Below are 18,660 nucleotides of genomic sequence, written 5' to 3'. Positions count from 1 at the left end.
CATACGGTGCCGACCGCAGACCGAACCGGGTGACCTCCCAGCGGCGTACGCGACACCCGCCGCGTACCGCAACCGTGGTACGCGAACGCCCCGGGGCCGCCCTTGTCGGACGGCCCCGGGGGCAGCGCTTCGGACGGCCGGCGCTTCGGGCGGTCAGTGGTCCGCGCCGTCAGTGGTTGCGGGGGAAGCCCAGGTCGATGCCGGTCGGGGCGTCGGAGGGGTCGGGCCAGCGGGTGGTGACGACCTTGCCGCGGGTGTAGAAGTGCGTGCCGTCGTTGCCGTAGATGTGGTGGTCGCCGAAGAGGGAGTCCTTCCAGCCGCCGAAGGAGTGGTAGCCGACGGGGACCGGGATCGGCACGTTCACGCCGACCATGCCGGCCTCGACCTCCAGCTGGAAGCGGCGGGCGGCGCCGCCGTCCCGGGTGAAGATCGCGGTGCCGTTGCCGTACGGCGAGGCGTTGATCAGGTCCAGGGCCTCCTCGTACGTCTCGGTGCGCAGCACGCACAGCACCGGGCCGAAGATCTCGTCCTGGTAGGCCTTCGCGGACGTGGGCACCTTGTCCAGCAGGGAGATGCCGATCCAGTGGCCGCCCTCGTGGCCCTCGACGGTGTGGCCGGTCCCGTCCAGGACGACCTCGGCGCCCTCGCCCGCCGCGTTCGCCACGTAGGAGGCGACCTTGTCGCGGTGGGCCTTGGTGATCAGCGGGCCCATCTCGGAGGCCGGGTCGTTGCCGGGGCCGATCTTGATCTTCTCGGCACGCTCGCGGATCTTCTCCACCAGGGTGTCGCCGATCGCGCCGACGGCGACGACCGCGGAGATCGCCATGCAGCGCTCCCCCGCCGAGCCGTAGGCGGCGGAGACGGCGGCGTCGGCCGCCGCGTCCAGGTCGGCGTCGGGCAGTACCAGCATGTGGTTCTTGGCGCCGCCCAGGGCCTGGACGCGCTTGCCGTTCGCCGAGGCGGTGGTGTGGATGTGGCGGGCGATCGGCGTGGAGCCGACGAAGGAGACGGCCTTGACGTCGGGGTGGGCGAGGAGCCGGTCCACGGCGAGCTTGTCGCCGTGGACGACGTTGAAGACGCCGTCCGGCAGTCCGGCCTCCGACAGCAGCTCGGCGAGGCGGACGGCGGCCGAGGGGTCCTTCTCGGACGGCTTCAGCACGAAGGTGTTGCCGCAGGCGATGGCCAGCGGGAACATCCACAGCGGCACCATCGCCGGGAAGTTGAACGGGGTGATGCCCGCCACGACGCCCAGCGGCTGGCGGATCGAGGCGACGTCGACCCGGCTGGCGACCTGCGTGGACAGCTCGCCCTTGAGCTGCACGCTGATCCCGCAGGCCAGGTCGACGATCTCCAGTCCGCGCGCGACCTCGCCGAGCGCGTCGGAGTGCACCTTGCCGTGCTCGGCGGTGATCAGCTCGGCGATCTCGTCGCGGTGCGCGTCCAGCAGCGCCCGGAACGCGAAGAGGACGGAGGTCCGCTGGGCCAGGGAGGACTGACCCCAGGTCAGGTACGCCTCCTTGGCGGCGGCGACCGCGGCGTCCACCTCCTCCACGGAGGCGAACGCGACCTTCGTGGTGACCTCGCCGGTCGCCGGGTCGGTCACCGGCCCGTACGCGCCCGACGTGCCTTCGGCGGCCTTGCCGCCGATCCAGTGATTGACGATCTTCGTCATGACCGAGTACTCCTTCGCAGAGGGCGGCGCCGGTTCTTCACGTGCCTTGGGTTACGTGCCTTGGTTTCATCCCACCAGGATCGGGCGCGGGGCGCGCCCGACACTCTGTCGGGCGTTGCGGTCCCCCCGTAGACACTTGGGTCGGGGTGAGCCGCGGTGGTGGGGCGGGGACCTCCGGCGCGGGGCCGTAGCGGGCGGGGAGTCATCGCACGCACTTCGCTCCTGCCAAAGCAAAGCGGCCTCCCGCGCCGGAGGCGATCGGTGTCGGGGCGGGCCGTCAGCGGCGCCCCGGGATACGGCCGGGACTCACGCGGCCGGGTTCAGCTCGGTCATCGCACGGCCCCCGCGGTGACCGCCGCCTCGATCTCGTCCTCGGTGGGCATCGCGGACGAGCACTCGAGCCGGGAGGCGACGATGGCTCCGGCGGCGTTGGCGTACCGCATGGTCCGCTCCAGGCTCCAGCCGGCGAGCAGGCCGTGGCAGAGGGAGCCGCCGAAGGCGTCGCCGGCGCCGAGGCCGTTGAGGACGTTCACCGGGAGCGGCGGGACCTCGGCGCTCTCGCCCGTGGCGCTGACCGCGAGGACGCCCTTCGGTCCCTGCTTGACCACGGCGAGTTCGACGCCGGCGGCCAGCAGCGCGCGGGCTGCGGCGTGGGGTTCGCGGACGCCGGCGGCGACCTCCACCTCGTCCAGGTTGCCCACGGCGACGGTGGTGTGGCGCAGGGCCTCCCGGTAGAAGGGGCGGGCCTGGTCGGGATCGCGCCAGAACATCGGGCGCCAGTCGAGGTCGAAGACGGTGGTGCCGGCCTTGGCCCGGTGGGCGAGTGCAGCGAGGGTCGCGGTGCGGCTGGGCTCCTCGCTCAGTCCGGTGCCGGTGACCCAGAAGACGCTCGCGTCACGGATGGCGTCCAGGTCGAGTTCGTGGGCGTCGATCTCCAGGTCGGGGGCCTTGGGCCGGCGGTAGAAGTACAGCGGGAAGTCGTCCGGCGGGAACACCTCGCAGAAGGTGACCGGGGTGGGCAGCCCGGGGACCGCGGTGACCCAGCGGTCGTCCACGCCGAAGTCGCGCAGCTCCTGGTGGAGGTAGGTGCCGAAGGGGTCGTCGCCGGTGCGGCTGATCACCGCCGTGTGCCGCCCGAGGCGGGCGGCGGCGACCGCGACGTTCGTCGCCGAGCCGCCGAGGAACTTGCCGAAGGAGGTGACCTGCGGAAGCGGGACACCGGTCTGGAGCGGGTAGAGGTCCACTCCGATACGGCCCATGGTGATCAGGTCGTACGCCATCGCGATCGCGTTCCCTTCGTGCCGTGTCGCGGTGTCCGGTGGTCCCGGGTCGTCCTGGTACGGCTCTCCCCCGGTTTCTAGCCGTGGAGCGAAGCCCTGTCAATACTTTGTCCAGACATACGGACCAGATCTCGACAGGGCCTCCCCGAACCCGGCCGGTTCGGCCGGAGATGCCCCGAACGGGTCAACCCGCCCCACCGACGGACCGGCGAGGATCTTTGCGTCACTTGTGTCACAAACACCCCGCCCCTGTCACAGATGTCCCGTGCAGGCGGCTATTCCGTCACGCCCCGCGCACAACCGCCAACCCACTTCGTAACGCGTCGTTGACCGGGCAGAACGCTGGGTGATCGCCAGCGCAGCACCCGGCTCCCCCTGACGGCCGCCCCCTGGCCGCCTCCGTGGTGCTCGTGGGGAGGAACGACGCATGACCGACCGACGCCTGTGGTCGTACAAGGACATCGCGGCGCACATCAAGGTGCAGCCGGACACCGTACGCTCCTACCGCAAGCACGGTCTGCTGCCCCCGCCCGACCACGTGGAGAGCGGCAAACCGTACTGGTACGCGGACACGGTGCGCCGCTGGGTGGCGGCCCGGCCCGGCAACCGGAACCGCAGGGACTGAGCGATCCGCACGACACCGCCCGCGCCCGGCCGAAGCCGGGCGTGGGCGGTGCTCAGTTCCAGGGCTCGATGACCGTCACGCCCGCGCCCGGTGCCGTGCCCATCGCCGCCAGGGCCGACGGGACCGCGTCCAGGCCGATGGTGCGCGTCACCAGCAGGTCGGGGCGCAGGACGCCCGCCCGGACCAGCTCCAGCATCGGGGGATAGGCGTGCGCGGCCATGCCGTGGCTGCCGAGGAGTTCGAGCTCCAGGGCGACGGCGCGGGCCATCGGCACCGGGGTCGTGCCCGTCGGTGAGGGCAGCAGGCCGACCTGGACGTGACGGCCCCGGCGGCGCAGGCCGTTCACGGAGGCGGCGCAGGTGGCGGGCGAGCCCAGGGCGTCCAGGGAGAGGTGGGCGCCACCGCCGGTGAGGTCGCGGACCGCGGCCGCGGTGTCCTCCGTCCTGGCCCCGTCCACGCACTGAGCCGCGCCGAACTTCCGTGCCAGGTCCAGGGCCCGGGGGGACACGTCCACGGCGACGACCCGGGCGCCCGAGGCCGCCGCGATCATCACGGCCGACAGGCCCACCCCGCCGCAGCCGTGCACCGCGACGAACTCCCCCGCCGCCACCCGGCCCTGCTGCACCACCGCCCGGTAGGCCGTGGCGAAGCGGCAGCCCAGGGAGGCGGCCGTCGCGAAGGACATGCCCCCGGGGACGTCGACCAGGTTCACGTCGGCGTGGTCCAGGGCCACGTACTGGGCGAACGAGCCCCAGCGGGTGAAGCCGGGCTGGGTCTGCCGCTCGCACACCTGCTGGTCCCCTGCCGCGCAGGCCGGGCAGTTCCCGCAGGCGCAGACGAAGGGGACGGTGACCCGGTCGCCGACCCGCCGGCCGGTGACCCGCGCGCCGACCGCCTCGACGACACCGGCGAGTTCATGGCCGGGCACGTGCGGCAGCGCGATGTCCGGGTCGTGGCCCTGCCAGCCGTGCCAGTCGCTGCGGCACAGGCCGGTGGCCTCGACCCGCACCACGACCCCGTGCTCCGCGGGCTCCGGATCCGCGACCTCCCGCACCTCGGCCGGTTCCCCGTACCGCTCGAACACCACCGCCCGCATGACCGGCCCGCCCTCCGTCCACGCCGGTGGTGCGGGGACCGGCGCGGAGTGCCGTACGCGCACCCCGGCGCCCCCCGCCCCTTCCCGGCGATCACCGTTTGCGGCGGAACGCTATCCGCGAACCTCCGCCCTGTCGCGGGCGGCTCCTCGATCCGGGAGCCCCGACGGTCCTGGATTCATACCCCCTAGGGGTATAGAATGAAAAACGTGGCCCCCGCGGGCCCCCTCAACCCCATACGCCTCGACGAGGGAGTGACACATGACCACCCAGACCGACACCCAGGGTTCCGTCACCGCCACCTACAAGGTGAGCGGCATGAGCTGCGGCCACTGCGAGGGCGCCGTCTCCGGCGAGATCTCCGGGCTCCCCGGGGTCTCCTCGGTGAAGGCCGTCGCCGCCACCGGCGTGGTCACCGTCGTCTCCGCGGCCCCGCTCGACGAGGAGGCCGTCCGCGCCGCCGTCGACGAGGCCGGCTTCGAACTGGCCGGCAGGCCCTGAGGACACGGTGCCCCGGCCGGCCTCCGCCGCACCGGCCGACCCGCCGCCGACGGGCGTTTCATTGAGATCTCGACCTGATGAACCCCTGGAGTCCGGTACGACCTTTCACATAAGCTCTTCACAAGGCGTACGCACCACTCTTACGCCTGGGCCCCATTGGCGATACCGGGGCTCTTGCGCATGTAACGGACATGCGCAGGAGACGCAGATCACAGTGAAGTGAACGTAACCATCGAAGGGGTTCGAAGGTCTAAGTTGGCGATGTCGGGAAGCGTCTTGGGGGGCGCGACCTGACATCTGGGGATGTCTTTGGGGGACTTTCCCAGACTGCGTTGCCGGGGCACGTACATCGGAGAGCTTTGAGCGGCCCTCCCGACCGTGCGCTGTCCCGGCAGACCGCACAAGGACAGTGGGTTCTGTTCTGCTCATTGTGCTCACACAGCGATTCAGGCGCTGTTCTTCACAGGCGCCCGGCCGGATCCCGTGGGGGGAATCCGCACCGGGGCATGGGAAGGCGCCCTGACGTCGGCCCGTGGGGGGACCGGCGCGGGGCGCCTTCTCTCTTTTCCCGAGGCCCGGTTCCGGCGCGGGTGCGCCGACCGACGAAAACATCGGACGGCACACCCTGAGGGCATGCCGTCCGATGTCCGTGCGGGCGACCGGGGTCGGTCAGCGCTGCTCGACCGGGATGAAGTCCCGCTCCACCACGCCCGTGTAGATCTGGCGCGGGCGGCCGATGCGGGAGCCCGGCTCCTTGATCATCTCGTGCCACTGGGCGATCCAGCCCGGAAGGCGGCCGAGGGCGAACAGGACCGTGAACATCTCGGTCGGGAAGCCCATGGCCCGGTAGATCAGACCGGTGTAGAAGTCGACGTTCGGGTAGAGGCTGCGCGAGACGAAGTAGTCGTCGGAGAGCGCGTGCTCCTCCAGCTTCAGCGCGATGTCCAGCAGTTCGTCGGACTTGCCGAGGGCGGACAGCACCTCGTGCGCGGCGGCCTTGATGATCTTGGCGCGGGGGTCGAAGTTCTTGTAGACCCGGTGGCCGAAGCCCATCAGGCGGACGCCGTCCTCCTTGTTCTTCACCTTGCGGATGAAGGAGTCGACGTCGCCGCCGTCGGCCTGGATGCCCTCGAGCATCTCCAGGACCGACTGGTTGGCGCCACCGTGCAGCGGGCCCCACAGGGCGGAGATGCCGGCGGAGATCGAGGCGAACATGTTCGCCTGCGAGGAACCGACCAGGCGCACCGTGGAGGTCGAGCAGTTCTGCTCGTGGTCCGCATGCAGGATGAGCAGCTTGTCCAGGGCGGAGACGACGACCGGGTCGAGCTCGTACTCCTGGGCCGGGACCGAGAAGGTCATGCGCAGGAAGTTCTCGACGTAACCGAGGTCGTTGCGCGGGAAGACGAACGGGTGACCGATCGACTTCTTGTACGCGTAGGCCGCGATGGTCGGAAGCTTGGCGAGCAGCCGGGTGGTGGAGAGGTTGCGCTGGCGCTCGTCGAACGGGTTGTGGCTGTCCTGGTAGAACGTGGACAGCGCCGAGACGACCGACGACAGCATGGCCATCGGGTGCGCGTCGCGCGGGAAGCCCTTGTAGAAGTTCTTGACATCCTCGTGCAGCAGGGTGTGCTGCGTGATGTTGTTCTTGAACACGCTGAGCTCGTCGACGGTCGGCAGCTCACCGTTGATCAGCAGGTAGGCGACCTCCAGGAAGGAGGAGCGCTCGGCCAGCTGCTCGATCGGGTACCCGCGGTAACGGAGGATGCCCCCCTCACCGTCCAGGTACGTGATCGCGGATTTGTATGCGGCGGTGTTGCCGTAGCCGCTGTCCAGCGTCACCAGTCCGGTCTGGGCGCGGAGCTTCCCGATGTCGAAGCCCTTGTCGCCGACGCTGCTGTCGACCACCGGGTAGGTGTACTCGCCGTCGCCGTACCGCAGTACTACAGAGTTGTCGCTCACGTCTTCCCTCACCGACGTAGTGCCTCATCTTCGAGGTGCCCTGACTGTCTCTACCATCCCCCATTTGGCTCAGGAGAGTGCACTCGGGGTCGACCATCGGGCCTATCGGCGGCACTGAGTGCCGCCAACTTTCTCATCCTGCCCGTTGTGTTCAACTTCCGGAAGCCCTTGTGACCTTTACGACTCATTTGATCGATCATTTTTCTTCCGGGAACGGGGCGAAGGACCGCAACAACGGCGGATCAGGCGCCCGCGAGCCGGAAGTCGAGCGCCGTGCAACGCCTGCCCGCCGACACCGTGCGGACCGCCTGTCCGATCGCCCTGCGGGAGCCGACGAGGACGACCAGCCGCTTGGCCCGGGTGACCGCCGTGTAGAGCAGATTGCGCTGGAGCATCATCCAGGCGCCGGTGGTCACCGGGATGACGACGGCCGGGTACTCGCTGCCCTGGGAGCGGTGGATGGTCACCGCGTAGGCGTGCGCCAGTTCGTCCAGTTCGTCGAACTCGTACGGCACCTCCTCGTCCTCGTCCGTCAGCACCGTCAGCTTCTGGTCGACCGGGTCGAGTGAGGTGACCACGCCGACGGTGCCGTTGAAGACCCCGTTCGCGCCCTTCTCGTAATTGTTGCGGATCTGGGTGACCTTGTCGCCGACACGGAAGACCCGGCCGCCGAACCGCTTCTCGGGCAGGTCCGGGCGGCCCGGGGTGACGGCCTGCTGGAGCAGTCCGTTCAGCGTGCCGGCGCCGGCCGGGCCCCGGTGCATGGGGGCCAGGACCTGCACGTCCCGGCGCGGGTCCAGACCGAACCTCGCCGGGATGCGCCGGGCCGCCACGTCCACGGTGAGCCGGCCGGTCTCCTCCGTGTCGTCCTCGACGAACAGGAAGAAGTCCTTCATGCCGTCGGTGACCGGGTGCTGCCCGGCGTTGATCCGGTGCGCGTTGGTCACCACGCCCGACTGCTGGGCCTGGCGGAACACGCGTGTGAGGCGGACGGCGGGGACGGGACTGCCGTCCGCCAGCAGGTCACGGAGCACCTCGCCCGCGCCGACGCTGGGGAGCTGGTCGACGTCGCCGACGAAGAGCAGGTGGGCGCCGGGCGCCACGGCCTTGACCAGCTTGTTGGCCAGCAGCAGGTCGAGCATGGACGCCTCGTCGACCACCACCAGGTCGGCGTCCAGCGGCCGGTCCCGGTCGTAGGCCGCGTCGCCGCCGGGCCTGAGCTCCAGCAGGCGGTGGACGGTGGAGGCCTCGGCGCCGGTCAGCTCGGCCAGGCGCTTGGCGGCGCGGCCGGTCGGCGCCGCGAGCACCACCTTGGCCTTCCTGGCGCGGGCCAGCTCCACGATGGAGCGGACGGTGAACGACTTGCCGCAGCCGGGACCGCCGGTGAGGACCGCGACCTTCTCGGTGAGCGCCAGCTTCACGGCGGCCTCCTGCTCGGGGGCCAGGTCGGCCCCCGTACGCCCCTTGAGCCAGCCGAGGGCCTTCGCCCAGTCCACGTCCCGGAAGCCCGGCATCCGGTCCTCGCCGGTACGCAGCAGCCGCAGCAGCTGGGCGGAGAGGGACAGCTCGGCGCGGTGGAAGGGGACGAGGTAGACGGCGGTGACCGGGTCGCCGCCCTGCGGGTCGGGCACCTTCTCCCGTACGACTCCGGGGTCCTCGCCCTCCTCCGGCTCCGCGGCCAGCTCGGCGAGGCACTCGATGACGAGCCCGGTGTCCACCTGGAGCAGCTTCACCGCGTCGGCGATCAGCTTCTCCTCGGGGAGGTAGCAGTGACCCTGGTCGGTGGCCTGCGACAGGGCGTACTGCAGGCCCGCCTTGACCCTGTCCGGGCTGTCGTGCGGGATGCCGACGGACTGGGCGATCCGGTCGGCGGTGAGGAAACCGATGCCCCAGACGTCGGACGCCAGCCGGTACGGCTGGTTCTTCACGACGGAGATCGAGGCGTCGCCGTACTTCTTGTAGATCCGCACGGCGATGGAGGTGGACACCTCGACGGTCTGGAGGAAGAGCATGACCTCCTTGATCGCCTTCTGCTCCTCCCAGGCGTCGGCGATCTTCTTGGTCCGCTTGGGACCGAGACCGGGCACCTCGATCAGCCGCTTGGGCTCCTCCTCGATGACGGTCAGGGTGTCCAGCCCGAAGTGCTGGGTGATGCGGTCGGCGAAGACCGGCCCGATGCCCTTGACCAGCCCCGAGCCGAGATAGCGGCGGATTCCCTGGACGGTGGCCGGGAGCAGTGTCGTGTAGTTCTCCACGTGGAACTGCTTGCCGTACTGCGGATGGGACCCCCAGCGCCCCTCCATCCGCAGCGACTCGCCCACCTGGGCACCGAGCAGCGCCCCGACGACGGTGAGCAGGTCGCCGGCGCCCCGGCCGGTGTCGACCCGGGCGACCGTGTAGCCGTTGTCCTCATTCGCGTACGTGATGCGCTCGAGGACACCTTCGAGGGTGGCGAGCCGCCGCTCACCGGGGGCCGCTGCGGACTGGTTGGACATGCTCCGACCGTACCGGTGGGGTGTGACAGGGTGCCGGGCCGTCCGGGCTTCAGCGCCGGGAAGCCGCTGTGAGCGCTTGGACGAAGGGGACGAAGGCCCCGGGGTGGGACGGCGCGGGCCAGGTCCTGTTCCCTCACGCGGGTGAGCCGGGGCTCGAAGGGACATCCTCAGGGGAGGCGGTGGCCCGTCTTCGCCGACCGCCGGTTGTGGCTCTTCGTGTCCCACCACTCCTCCAGCAGCGCATGCACGAGGTGCACGAGCTGCCGAAGCCGTTCGAAGTCCGGAGCGGGCGAGGCGAGGACGTCCGTGAAGGAGCTGTCCTCCCAGGGCAGCGTGACCGCCCAGCGTTCGCCCTCTCGCCCGGGGCGTTCCGCCGTGAGCCGGTACGCCAGCACGGCGGCGCCGCCCGGGCGGTGCTCCACCGACAGATCGTCGATGTCGAACCTCACATCGGCGTCACCGGTCGTGTACGAACGGGCGAGCGCCTGCTCGGCCGGCGTCTGAGCCACCATGCTCGCTTCCCTCCTTCCGGTCGGGCCGATCTGGATGTGGGTGCCCCCCCGAAGGTCCTAGGTCCGGTGTAGGGGCGCGTCTGGATCCCTGGACCGATGGTGGCGCATCATCGCGTGGCTAGAGTCAGATCACATGAAGATCGACGGCACGCTCGACGAGGCCTACGAACGGCTGCACCGGACCGGACCGGAATTCGAAGGCTGGCTGACCAATCACGGTCCCATGGCGGTGGAATCCATGGTCAGACGCGGACACGCGCGACAGGTCCACCGCTGGTTGGACCTCTACATGAGTCGGCTGGACGATCGGCCCCGCGGCGCCTCGCCCATCACCGCCGCCGAATGGCGCACGGCGCTCGGGGACCCTCACCGTCTCGGCGACTGGCTTGCGTTCTTCGAACGCGAGGTGACCGAACAACCCTGGCGCGCGGTACTGGAGACGTGGTGGCCACGGCTTCTGCCCGGCATCGCGGCCGGCGCCACCCACGGGGTGATCCGCACCGGCCACGCCGTCCACGCCCTGCTGGACCACGAGGACGGACCGCGCCTGGCCGAGCTCGGCCAGGCTCTCGGCTACTGGGCGGCGCGCTGGCAGCGGGTGCCGTCCGCCACCCCTTCCGGAACCGCCGACCCGGCGTCCGCTCTCGCAGGCGTTCCGCGCGTTCCCGACCAGACCGCGGGCATCAACCACCGGCTCGACCAGCTCACCGACCTGACCGACTGGCCGATCGCGCTGGCCGCGCTGAGACCCGCCGCGGACGCCGGGCAGGCCCGGGACCTGCTGGCCGATCTGACGACGGCTGCCGCCGTGCACTACCTCCCGAACGCGCACGGCTCGCCCGTCATGCTGGTTCACGCCGCAACCGCGCCCATGGCCGTCCTGCGTACCTTGCCCGCACTCCCCAGCACCCAGTGGGTCATGAGCCTGCACGCGGCCTGGGCGGCCAGCGCGGCCGTGACCGCGGCCTACACCCCCGCCGCACCCACACCTCGGCACGCCCTCCCCACCGCCCACCAGTCGGCGGAAGAGACCTTCGCCCTTGCCGTCCGTCACCAGGACGAACACGTCATCAAGCTCGCCGACACCTGCCTTGACGTTCACCAACGCACAGGTCGCCCCGATGCCCTCACCGCAGTGATCCGCGCGACCGAGCTGATCGACGAGTCCTGACGCCGCGCCTTTCGGCTTCGGCCCCAGGCAGGTTCTTCCGGGTCTCTGCCGGTCGCGGGTCTTGGCCGGCTACTGCTGCCGGGCGGAGTCGCCGGTGTCGATCTCGGTGAGGATGCCGAGTCTGACCAGGCGTTTCAGCTTGGCGCGGGTGCCTTCGATTTCAGGCGACGCCAGAACCACTCAAAGCATTACGAACCGTCCTCCGGGATCGTCGAAGCCCGCCATCCGGCTCGCGCACGGCGAACCCCTCAGTCATCGTGCACTCCGGCACCCGGCCCACCCCGCTCACCGGGCGGTCGCTGCGGACCGGTGGGACGCGGTTCCACGGTGCGGGTGGGGTTGGACTTCCCGGGCCCTGCCCGGGAGGCCGGGGTCGGTAGGCTCTCGCGGACGAACCCGAGCAGATGGCGGAGCGGCACGTGATGCGAGACCTCTACAACGTCCGGTTGCGGCCCGCCGAGGCCACCGTCGCACCGCTGACCGACGAGGAGGAGCAGCGCTTCCGGGCCGTGCTCTTCAGCGAACTCGGGAACAAGATCGCCGACCACGGCTATGCGCGTTTCCCGGCGTACACGCCCGAGGACCGCCGCCGGCTGGTCGACGTCGCCCACCGCCTCGCCGCGTACTGGGGGCAGCAGGTGTTCGTCGAGGCCGAGGACCTCACCCGCCTGCGGCTCCACCTCGCCGGCCACGAGGCACGGCCGCAGACACTGCCGACGCACGCCTGAGCCCCATGTCGGCAAGAGCCCCGCGTACGTGTCACAGCTCGCCGGCCGACTCCTTCAGGGCTTCGAGGAAGGGCGCGAAAGCGGTGACGGGGAAGGCAAGGGTGGCTCGGGTGGGGGTCTTGGAGTCGCGGACGGCGGTGTGCGTGGGGGAGACCGCGACTTCCACGCAGTTGTTCCCGTCGCCTTCGCCGGAGTAGGACGACTTACGCCAGTTGTCCATGGGGTGCCTCACAGCTCCTTCGTCAGCCGGTGGATGAAGTCACGCGATGGGCCCGGTTCGAGTGATGCGGCTTCTACTTTATGGAAGCGCGTTCGGTAAGCGCTGAGTTGGGCTTCGGAGTCGATCAGGAGCGCCCCATGAGGCGCGTCGCGTGCAACCGTGTCCAGTCTGGACACAGCCCCACCGACATACGTCATCGTGCTTGAGGCCCTGGCGAAGCCGTCCAGGTCGAACGGAATGACCCGCAAAGTGATGCCGTCTGTTTCGGAAGCCTCCAGAAGACGTGTGAGTTGGGTCCGCGTAGCAGCACGGTCGCCGACCCTGATACGGAGGGCCGACTCATGGATCACGATCTCATGGGGAAAGGTGGCTCTGCTTTGACGCGTCAGCCTGTGCTGGACGCGCAACTCTAGTTCTTCTTCGGTGAGTTCAGGAATCCTGGAAGAAAAAACGGCTCGGGCGTAGCCCTCCGTCTGCAGGAGCCCCGGCACGTACAGGACGGCCACGTCCTGCTGGAAGGCGGCATGGTGATCCAGCTCGGCCAGATCCAGGAACGACGTGGGCAGCAGCCCTCGGTACTCCTCCCACCAGCCCCGCGTCCGGTCGACCGCCATCGCCACCAAGGCGCTGACGAACTCCTCGTCCACGCAGGCGTAATGGGAGGCGAGGCGTCGGAGCCGCTGCTCGCTCACTCCTGACAGTCCCGCCTCGATCTGGCTGATCTGGACGTTGCTCACGCCGAGCATGGCTGCGGCCTGCCGAGCGGTCAGGCCTGCCGCCTCACGGAGCCTGCGCAGCTCTACCGCCAGACGCATCTGCCGCGCCGTTGGTGCACGCCTCGTGGGCATTGGGCTGCTCCTCATTCCAACACGTCTGACGACGCAACTCGTTCGGGGTCAGATTACGCGACCGGCTTGCAGCGCCGAAACTTTCAGGTCTACCGTCAGTGACGCGACGCACACCGTGCGGCACCGGGACCCCGGAAGCGCACCGCTCCGCCCTGCCACGACGGCCGCGGCAATGACACCGATCCCGCCCCCGAACACCTCCCTCACCGAACGGAGTTGACGCATGCCTGAAAACGAGCCGTGGGAGTACTCCCTTCGCATCCCCAACGACCTCCGCGCCGTCACCATCAGCCGCCGCACCCTGCGGCTGATCCTGACCATGCACGGGCTGATCGGCCTCGTCGATGTCGCCGAACTGCTGGCGACGGAGCTGGTGTCCAACGCCGTGCGCCACACGAAAGGCCCCGCCGCTCTACGGGTTCGCTGGGCGCCGCCGGGCACGCTGCGGATCGGGGCATGGGACGCGGACCCCGAACCGCCGGAACCGCCGGTGCCGTTCGAGCGGGGGGAGGAGTGGGAGTCGGGGCGAGGCCTCGCACTGGTGCGGGCCTGCGCCGACGTCTGGGGGTGGCAGCCGCTGGCCAGAGAGGGCAACCGGGGCAAGTACGTGTGGTGCGAGCTGGCCGCCCTCTCCGAAACCACCTAGGGCCCGTGGTGGTCGAGGGGTACCCCTTGGGCGGCCGGCGTTCGCCCGGCCGGTAGTGTGCGAGGGAGGTACGGGGACGGACGGGCCACCCCGGGGGCAGTGAGCCAGGGAGGGTGCACGTGACGACGCCCCTGATCACCGAGGTGGCGCTGATCATCGCGCTGGCCTCGTTCGCGCAGGCGCTGAGCGGCTTCGGGTTCGCGCTGGTGGCCGTGCCGCTGCTGGCCCTGCTGACCAGCCCCCAGAACGCCATCGTCGTGGTCACCTCGCTGGGACTGGTGCTCTCGCTGACGGTCTGCGTCCACCAGAGGGACCACGTCAATGTGCGCACCGCGAGCCTGGTGAGCGGAGCGGGCCTCGTGGGCATGCCGCTCGGGCTGCTCGCGGTGATGGTGCTCAGCGCGGGTGCGCTGTCGGTCCTCATCGCCTGTGCCGTGCTGGTGTTCGCCGTCCTGGTCGGCCGTGGCATGACCTTCCGGCGCGGGACGGGCCCCACGGTCGCCGCGGGTTTCGCCAGCGGGGCGCTGCTGACCTCGACCGGGATGAACGGGCCGCCGTTGGTCGCCGCTTTCCAGGCTATGGAGCTGGCGCCCCGTGAGTTTCGGGCCACGCTCCAGGCCACATTCTGCGTACAGAACGTCCTGGCCCTCGCGGGATTCTTCGCCGTCGGCCGGCTGACCGCGGACAGTCTGCTGCTGGCCGGCGCGGGGCTCCCCGGCCTGCTGGCGGGCTGGTGGTGCGGGGACCGCGTCTTCGCCCGTACGGATTCGGCGCGCTTCAAGAAGATCGTCCTGGGGGTGCTGGTCGCCAGCGCCTGCGTGTCGCTGTACCAGGCCGCGCTGAGCTGACGCGCGAGGCCGATTGCGAGCCCGGCACACCGCAGACCGCTCCGGCGACTGGCCCCGGACCGGGCTCTGGGCTGTCCTCGGGCCGGCCCAGGACCCAACCCGGGCTTTCCCGGTCCGGAATCCGGCCCGTGCTCACCGCCCCTGGCCGGAGGTGCCTTGGCCCTCGGAACCGGGACGGGAGCCGGGACCAGTCCCCTGGCCGGGGCCGTACACCGCGCGTGGTCCCACGGTGCCGGCGCCCGCCGCGGTGACCCGGCGCCGCAGTGGTGCTGTCGCCCACATCGTCAGACCGAACAGGGACAGGAGCACCGCTCCTCCGACGACGGTGGGGACCGCCCCGATGAAAACAAACATCAGCAGCAACTCCGCCCACGTCGGCTCCTCGACCATCGTGCTCCCGCCCTGCGCCATGAACACCACGACGCCGACAGCCGACGGCCGGTTCCGGACGCACGTGTCGCGGCACCCCGCACGCCGAGGACGACGAGACGGCGCTCGGCGTGATCGAGGTGCTCGGCCCGAGGCCGGAAAACCGGAAAACCGGTCCGGGTCGTCGGCTTCGACGGCACGCCGGACGGCCGGAAGGCGGTCGGGGAGGGCACGCTGTACGCGTCCGCCGCACAGCAGCCGGCCGCCCGCCCGGAACCGACCCTATGGGGAGCCATGGAGAACCAGCCCGTGTACGACTACGACCTGCTGATCGTGGGGTCGGCCAACGCCGACCTGGTGATCGGCGTGGAGCGCCGGCCGGGCGCCGGGGAGACGGTGCTCGGCTCCGACCTGGCCGTTCACCCGGGTGGCAAGGGCGCGAACCAGGCGGTAGCGGCCGCCCGGCTCGGCGCCCGTACGGCCCTGCTGGCCCGGGTCGGCGACGACGCGCACGGGAGGCTGCTGCTGGACTCGCAGCGGGAGGCCGGGGTCGACACGGCGGGCGTGCTGGTGGGCGGGGCGCCGACCGGCGTCGCGCTGATCACGGTGGACCCGTCCGGGGACAACAGCATCGTCGTCTCGCCGGGCGCCAACGGCCGGCTGACACCCGCGGACGTACGTGCCGCCGGGAACATCTTCCACTCCGCCCGGGTCGTCTCCACACAGCTGGAGATCCCGCTGGAGACGGTGGCGGAGGTGGCGCGCACGCTGGCGCCGGGCAGCAGGCTCGTGCTGAACCCGTCGCCGCCGCAGCCGCTGCCGTCCGAGGTGCTGGCGGCGTGCGACCCGCTGATCCTCAACGAGCACGAGGCGAAGGTGATCCTGGGTGAGGCCCGTGTCGGTGAGGAGCCCGAGGACTGGGCGCGGCTGCTGCTCGCGAAGGGGCCCAAATCGGTGGTGGTGACGCTGGGCGGCGAGGGTTCCCTGGTGGCCTCCTCCGACGGTGTCGCCCGCATCCCCTCCGTACCGGTGCGCGCCGTGGACACCACCGGCGCCGGGGACTCCTTCACCGCCGCGCTGGCCTGGCGGCTCGGCCTCGGCGACTCCCTCGCCGACGCGGCCTCGTACGCGGCCCGGGTGGGGGCGGTGACGGTCACCAAGGAGGGCGCGCAGGTGTCCTTCCCGACGGCGGAAGAGGTAGCCGCCCTGTGAAGGGGAGCGGAATACTCGACCGGCGTCTCTCCGGTGCGCCGGCCGAGCCGGGCCACGGGGGCGGGGTGCCGGGTTCCTCCGAACTTCGAGGGGGCCCGGTCCGTCGACCGGGCCCCCTCGGTTTCCTCCCCCGTCAGAACCCCCCGATTCCCCCCCACGGGTCCCCCTCCAGAGGTTCTGACATGAGGTACGACCCGCGGGGCGGGGGGAGGGTTGCACGGTCCGGCCAAGATTTTTTCGGCCTGTGCGGTGTGCACTACGCGATGTGCGCTAAGCGGTGTGCTCCACGAACCGTCTCGCCGTCTCGGCGAGGAGTTCGCGCCCGTCCCGGGCCCACAGGACGTCGTTGAACAGCTCGATCTCGATGGCGCCGGTGTAGCCGGCCGCCTCCACGTGACCCTGCCACTCCCGCATGTCGATCGCGCCGTCGCCGATCTGGCCGCGGCCGTTGAGGACGCCCTCGGGCAGCGGGGTGGTCCAGTCGGCGAGCTGGAAGGTGTGGATGCGGTCCTGGGCGCCGGCCCGGGCGATCTGCGCGGGCGCCGTGTCGTCCCACCAGACGTGGTACGTGTCGACGGTGACGCCGACCTGCCGGGCCGGGAACCGTTCGGCGAGGTCGAGGGCCTGGGCGAGGGTGGAGACCACGCAGCGGTCGGAGGCGTACATGGGGTGGAGGGGCTCGATGGCCAGCCGTACGCCGTGCTGCTCCGCGTACGGGCCGAGTTCGGCGAGGGCGTCCGCGATGCGTTCGCGGGCGCCGCGCAGATCCTTGGAACCGGCCGGGAGGCCGCCGGAGACCAGGACCAGGGTGTCGGTGCCGAGCGCGGCCGCCTCGTCGACGGCGCGGCGGTTGTCGGCGAGGGCGGCGACCCGCTCGGCGGGGTCGAGCGCGGTGAGGAAGCCGCCCCGGCACAGGGTCGTCACCGTCAGGCCCGCGTCCCGGACCAGTTTCGCGGCCGCGTCGAGCCCGTACGCCCGGACGGGTTCGCGCCACAGGCCCACGCCCGGCACGCCCAGGTCGCGGCAGGCGTCGACGAGTTCCGGCAGGGACAGCTGCCTGACCGTCATCTGGTTGATGCTGAAGCGTGCGAGGTCGGCTGTCATGGGGTCACTCCGTACAGGTGCAGCAGGGTCCTCATGCGGTCCTCGGCGAGCTTGGGGTCGGGGAACAGGCCGAGGGTGTCGGCGAGTTCGTAGGCGCGGGCGAAGTGCGGCAGGGAGCGGGCCGACTGCAGGCCGCCGACCATGGCGAAGTGGCTCTGGTGGCCGGCCAGCCAGGCCAGGAAGACCACGCCCGTCTTGTAGAAGCGGGTGGGGGCCTGGAAGAGGTGCCGGCTCAGCTCCACCGTCGGGTCGAGCAGGGCGCGGAAGCCCGCCGTGTCCCCGGTGTCCAGGAGGCTCACGGCCTGGGCCGCCAGTGGGCCCAGCGGGTCGAAGATGCCGAGCAGGGCGTGGCTGAAGCCCTGCTCGTCGCCCGCGATCAGCTCGGGGTAGTGGAAGTCGTCGCCGGTGTAGCAGCGCACCCCCTGCGGGAGGCGGCGGCGCAGGTCGACCTCGCGCCGGGCGTCCAGCAGCGAGACCTTGATGCCGTCGACCTTGTCGGGGTGGGCGGCGATGACCTCCAGGAAGGTGCCGGTGGCCGCGTCGAGTTCCAAGGAGCCCCAGTAGCCCTCCAGCGCCGGGTCGAACATGGGGCCGAGCCAGTGCAGGATCACCGGTTCGGCGGCCTGACGCAGCAGGTGGCCGTACACCTCCAGGTAGTCCTCCGGGCCGCGGGCGGCGGCGGCCAGCGCGCGGGAGGCCATCAGGATGGCCCGCGCGCCGGACTCCTCGACGAGCGCGAGCTGTTCCTCGTAGGCCGCCCGGACCTCGGCGAGGGTGCCCGAGGCGAGCTGGTCGGTGCCGACGCCGCAGGCGATCCGGCCGCCGACGGCCTTCGCCTCGGCGGCGGAGCGGCGGATCAGTTCGGCCGCGCCCGCCCAGTCCAGGCCCATGCCGCGCTGGGCGGTGTCCATCGCCTCGGCGACACCGAGCCCGTGCGACCACAGGTGGCGGCGGAAGGCGAGGGTGGCGTCCCAGTCGACGGCGGCGGGCGAGTCAGGGGTGGTGTCGGCGTACGGGTCGGCGACGACGTGCGCCGCGGAGAAGACCGTACGGGAGGTGAGGGGGGCTCCGGGGGTGAGGGCGAGGGGCTCGGTGCGGGGTTCGTACGTCCGCAGCCGGCCGTGCGCGTCGGGCAGTCTGATCGTCACTGGGAACCTCCGAGGACGCCTCTGGCGGGAAATGGGGTTTCGCCCCAAAGGCAAGAGATCGCCCACCTGGTGGCGTAAGATGACCAACGTGCGTCGCGAGAACCAAGCACGCGCAACTCCTTTGTTTTGACGGGCAACCGGGCAGGTTCCGTCCCGGCTGGTGCTGAGAGCGTCAGACTCGCTCGCTCGCTGAGCGAATGAGCAGCTTGAGCCAGGAATCCCCCTGCG

The 18,660-nt window shown here is 70.9% G+C and carries 18 protein-coding genes; 7 read left to right on the top strand and 11 right to left on the bottom strand.

Annotation, left to right across the window (positions count from 1 at the left end; all coding sequences use genetic code 11):
- Window positions 1-169: 169 nt before the first annotated feature.
- Entirely contained in the window at window positions 170-1,672 is a 1,503-nt protein-coding gene (gene mmsA / locus AC6F7H_RS18705) for a CoA-acylating methylmalonate-semialdehyde dehydrogenase (protein WP_500758089.1), read from the bottom strand.
- A 329-nt stretch (window positions 1,673-2,001) separates the two neighbouring features.
- Window positions 2,002-2,952, bottom strand: coding sequence for a 5-dehydro-2-deoxygluconokinase (gene iolC, locus AC6F7H_RS18700; RefSeq protein ID WP_500758088.1), 951 nt, complete (start codon window positions 2,950-2,952; stop codon window positions 2,002-2,004).
- A gap of 427 nt (window positions 2,953-3,379) precedes the next feature.
- On the opposite strand from iolC, the gene AC6F7H_RS18695 reads away from it, so the two are divergent.
- The gene (locus AC6F7H_RS18695; protein ID WP_109382334.1) at window positions 3,380-3,577 is read left to right on the top strand and encodes a helix-turn-helix transcriptional regulator; all 198 of its coding nucleotides are present in this window, start codon (window positions 3,380-3,382) and stop codon (window positions 3,575-3,577) included.
- Window positions 3,578-3,629: 52 nt separating this feature from the next.
- On the opposite strand, the gene AC6F7H_RS18690 is transcribed toward AC6F7H_RS18695, so the two are convergent.
- Entirely contained in the window at window positions 3,630-4,673 is a 1,044-nt protein-coding gene (locus AC6F7H_RS18690) for a zinc-dependent alcohol dehydrogenase family protein (protein ID WP_500758087.1), read from the bottom strand.
- 259 nt (window positions 4,674-4,932) lie between these two features.
- On the opposite strand from AC6F7H_RS18690, the gene AC6F7H_RS18685 reads away from it, so the two are divergent.
- Window positions 4,933-5,172 (top strand): heavy-metal-associated domain-containing protein, encoded by a 240-nt coding sequence (locus tag AC6F7H_RS18685; protein WP_500758086.1) that lies wholly within the window; start codon window positions 4,933-4,935, stop codon window positions 5,170-5,172.
- A 669-nt stretch (window positions 5,173-5,841) separates the two neighbouring features.
- Here the strand turns inward: AC6F7H_RS18685 and AC6F7H_RS18680 are convergent.
- The 3 genes from AC6F7H_RS18680 to AC6F7H_RS18670 form a co-directional block, all read right to left on the bottom strand.
- The gene (locus AC6F7H_RS18680; RefSeq protein ID WP_500758085.1) at window positions 5,842-7,131 is read right to left on the bottom strand and encodes a citrate synthase; all 1,290 of its coding nucleotides are present in this window, start codon (window positions 7,129-7,131) and stop codon (window positions 5,842-5,844) included.
- 242 nt (window positions 7,132-7,373) lie between these two features.
- Window positions 7,374-9,626 carry an SF1B family DNA helicase RecD2 gene (gene recD2, locus AC6F7H_RS18675; protein ID WP_500758084.1) on the bottom strand — a complete coding sequence of 751 codons (2,253 nt, stop codon included), beginning with the start codon at window positions 9,624-9,626 and terminating at the stop codon, window positions 7,374-7,376.
- Window positions 9,627-9,793: 167 nt separating this feature from the next.
- Window positions 9,794-10,138 carry a hypothetical protein gene (locus tag AC6F7H_RS18670; protein WP_500758083.1) on the bottom strand — a complete coding sequence of 115 codons (345 nt, stop codon included), beginning with the start codon at window positions 10,136-10,138 and terminating at the stop codon, window positions 9,794-9,796.
- A 133-nt stretch (window positions 10,139-10,271) separates the two neighbouring features.
- Here AC6F7H_RS18670 and AC6F7H_RS18665 point away from each other — a divergent pair, with 133 nt between their 5' ends.
- Entirely contained in the window at window positions 10,272-11,309 is a 1,038-nt protein-coding gene (locus tag AC6F7H_RS18665; RefSeq protein WP_500758082.1) for a questin oxidase family protein, read from the top strand.
- Window positions 11,310-11,713: 404 nt separating this feature from the next.
- Complete coding sequence (locus tag AC6F7H_RS18660) at window positions 11,714-12,037, top strand: hypothetical protein (RefSeq protein WP_500758081.1); 324 nt, start codon at window positions 11,714-11,716, stop codon at window positions 12,035-12,037.
- Between the two features lie 31 nt (window positions 12,038-12,068).
- On the opposite strand, the gene AC6F7H_RS18655 is transcribed toward AC6F7H_RS18660, so the two are convergent.
- Complete coding sequence (locus AC6F7H_RS18655) at window positions 12,069-12,257, bottom strand: DUF397 domain-containing protein (RefSeq protein ID WP_500758080.1); 189 nt, start codon at window positions 12,255-12,257, stop codon at window positions 12,069-12,071.
- Window positions 12,258-12,265: 8 nt separating this feature from the next.
- Window positions 12,266-13,105, bottom strand: a complete 840-nt coding sequence (locus AC6F7H_RS18650; RefSeq protein ID WP_500758079.1) for a helix-turn-helix domain-containing protein — start codon at window positions 13,103-13,105, stop codon at window positions 12,266-12,268.
- Window positions 13,106-13,328: 223 nt separating this feature from the next.
- On the opposite strand from AC6F7H_RS18650, the gene AC6F7H_RS18645 reads away from it, so the two are divergent.
- Together AC6F7H_RS18645 and AC6F7H_RS18640 are read left to right on the top strand one after the other, a co-directional pair.
- Window positions 13,329-13,751: an ATP-binding protein gene (locus tag AC6F7H_RS18645; protein ID WP_500758078.1), complete on the top strand. Its 423-nt coding sequence runs from the start codon at window positions 13,329-13,331 to the stop codon at window positions 13,749-13,751.
- Window positions 13,752-13,870: 119 nt separating this feature from the next.
- The gene (locus AC6F7H_RS18640) at window positions 13,871-14,599 is read left to right on the top strand and encodes a sulfite exporter TauE/SafE family protein (RefSeq protein WP_500758077.1); all 729 of its coding nucleotides are present in this window, start codon (window positions 13,871-13,873) and stop codon (window positions 14,597-14,599) included.
- 132 nt (window positions 14,600-14,731) lie between these two features.
- On the opposite strand, the gene AC6F7H_RS18635 is transcribed toward AC6F7H_RS18640, so the two are convergent.
- The gene (locus tag AC6F7H_RS18635; protein ID WP_500758076.1) at window positions 14,732-15,010 is read right to left on the bottom strand and encodes a hypothetical protein; all 279 of its coding nucleotides are present in this window, start codon (window positions 15,008-15,010) and stop codon (window positions 14,732-14,734) included.
- A 267-nt stretch (window positions 15,011-15,277) separates the two neighbouring features.
- On the opposite strand from AC6F7H_RS18635, the gene AC6F7H_RS18630 reads away from it, so the two are divergent.
- Window positions 15,278-16,180 (top strand): ribokinase, encoded by a 903-nt coding sequence (locus AC6F7H_RS18630; RefSeq protein WP_500761921.1) that lies wholly within the window; start codon window positions 15,278-15,280, stop codon window positions 16,178-16,180.
- A 270-nt stretch (window positions 16,181-16,450) separates the two neighbouring features.
- Here AC6F7H_RS18630 and AC6F7H_RS18625 read toward each other — a convergent pair whose 3' ends face one another.
- On the bottom strand, window positions 16,451-17,284 hold the full coding sequence (locus AC6F7H_RS18625) for a sugar phosphate isomerase/epimerase family protein (RefSeq protein WP_500758075.1): 834 nt from the start codon (window positions 17,282-17,284) through the stop codon (window positions 16,451-16,453).
- Window positions 17,281-18,432 (bottom strand): dihydrodipicolinate synthase family protein, encoded by a 1,152-nt coding sequence (locus AC6F7H_RS18620; RefSeq protein WP_500758074.1) that lies wholly within the window; start codon window positions 18,430-18,432, stop codon window positions 17,281-17,283. Before AC6F7H_RS18620 ends, AC6F7H_RS18625 begins: the two co-directional genes overlap by 4 nt.
- Window positions 18,433-18,660: the final 228 nt, after the last annotated feature.

Source organism: Streptomyces sp. MMS24-W38 (genome assembly GCF_059889265.1).
This window is presented reverse-complemented; position numbering and strand designations above follow the sequence as displayed.

What these genes read in the sequence shown, in the direction of transcription:
- AC6F7H_RS18665 (WP_500758082.1), top strand. Translation starts at nt 10,272, where the DNA reads ATGAAGATCGACGGCACGCTCGACGAGGCCTACGAACGGCTGCACCGG.
- AC6F7H_RS18690 (WP_500758087.1), bottom strand. Translation starts at nt 4,673, where the DNA reads ATGCGGGCGGTGGTGTTCGAGCGGTACGGGGAACCGGCCGAGGTGCGG.
- AC6F7H_RS18660 (WP_500758081.1), top strand. Translation starts at nt 11,714, where the DNA reads ATGGCGGAGCGGCACGTGATGCGAGACCTCTACAACGTCCGGTTGCGG.
- AC6F7H_RS18655 (WP_500758080.1), bottom strand. Translation starts at nt 12,257, where the DNA reads ATGGACAACTGGCGTAAGTCGTCCTACTCCGGCGAAGGCGACGGGAAC.
- AC6F7H_RS18625 (WP_500758075.1), bottom strand. Translation starts at nt 17,284, where the DNA reads ATGACAGCCGACCTCGCACGCTTCAGCATCAACCAGATGACGGTCAGG.
- mmsA (WP_500758089.1), bottom strand. Translation starts at nt 1,672, where the DNA reads ATGACGAAGATCGTCAATCACTGGATCGGCGGCAAGGCCGCCGAAGGC.
- AC6F7H_RS18645 (WP_500758078.1), top strand. Translation starts at nt 13,329, where the DNA reads ATGCCTGAAAACGAGCCGTGGGAGTACTCCCTTCGCATCCCCAACGAC.
- AC6F7H_RS18635 (WP_500758076.1), bottom strand. Translation starts at nt 15,010, where the DNA reads ATGGCGCAGGGCGGGAGCACGATGGTCGAGGAGCCGACGTGGGCGGAG.
- AC6F7H_RS18685 (WP_500758086.1), top strand. Translation starts at nt 4,933, where the DNA reads ATGACCACCCAGACCGACACCCAGGGTTCCGTCACCGCCACCTACAAG.
- recD2 (WP_500758084.1), bottom strand. Translation starts at nt 9,626, where the DNA reads ATGTCCAACCAGTCCGCAGCGGCCCCCGGTGAGCGGCGGCTCGCCACC.
- AC6F7H_RS18650 (WP_500758079.1), bottom strand. Translation starts at nt 13,105, where the DNA reads ATGCCCACGAGGCGTGCACCAACGGCGCGGCAGATGCGTCTGGCGGTA.
- AC6F7H_RS18695 (WP_109382334.1), top strand. Translation starts at nt 3,380, where the DNA reads ATGACCGACCGACGCCTGTGGTCGTACAAGGACATCGCGGCGCACATC.
- AC6F7H_RS18670 (WP_500758083.1), bottom strand. Translation starts at nt 10,138, where the DNA reads ATGGTGGCTCAGACGCCGGCCGAGCAGGCGCTCGCCCGTTCGTACACG.
- iolC (WP_500758088.1), bottom strand. Translation starts at nt 2,952, where the DNA reads ATGGCGTACGACCTGATCACCATGGGCCGTATCGGAGTGGACCTCTAC.